Annotated in this window: 1 protein-coding gene; it reads right to left on the minus strand. The window is 45.3% G+C overall.

Going from position 1 to position 212, the window contains the following annotated elements; genetic code table 11:
- Nucleotides 1–212, minus strand: a 212-nt coding sequence (locus ACY2RT_RS15815) for an HYR domain-containing protein (RefSeq protein ID WP_490156852.1), incomplete at both ends; no start/stop codon positions are given.

Here is a 212-nt window from a genome sequence, read left to right on the forward strand (position 1 = left end):
TGTACGGTGATATCCTGGCATAGTGCTGTTGGTGCCACATTGTCTTCCACAGTTACTGTTGCAGTACAGGTAGAAGTGTTTCCATTGTTATCTGTTACGGTAAGAGTTACGGTATTGGTCCCTACATCGGTACAGTCAAATGTATTTGGTGAAACCGCCAGTGAAGCGATCCCACAGGCATCATTCGATCCATTATCTACATCTGCTCCTGT

It is taken from the genome of Ulvibacter sp. 2210JD10-4 (genome assembly GCF_058148525.1).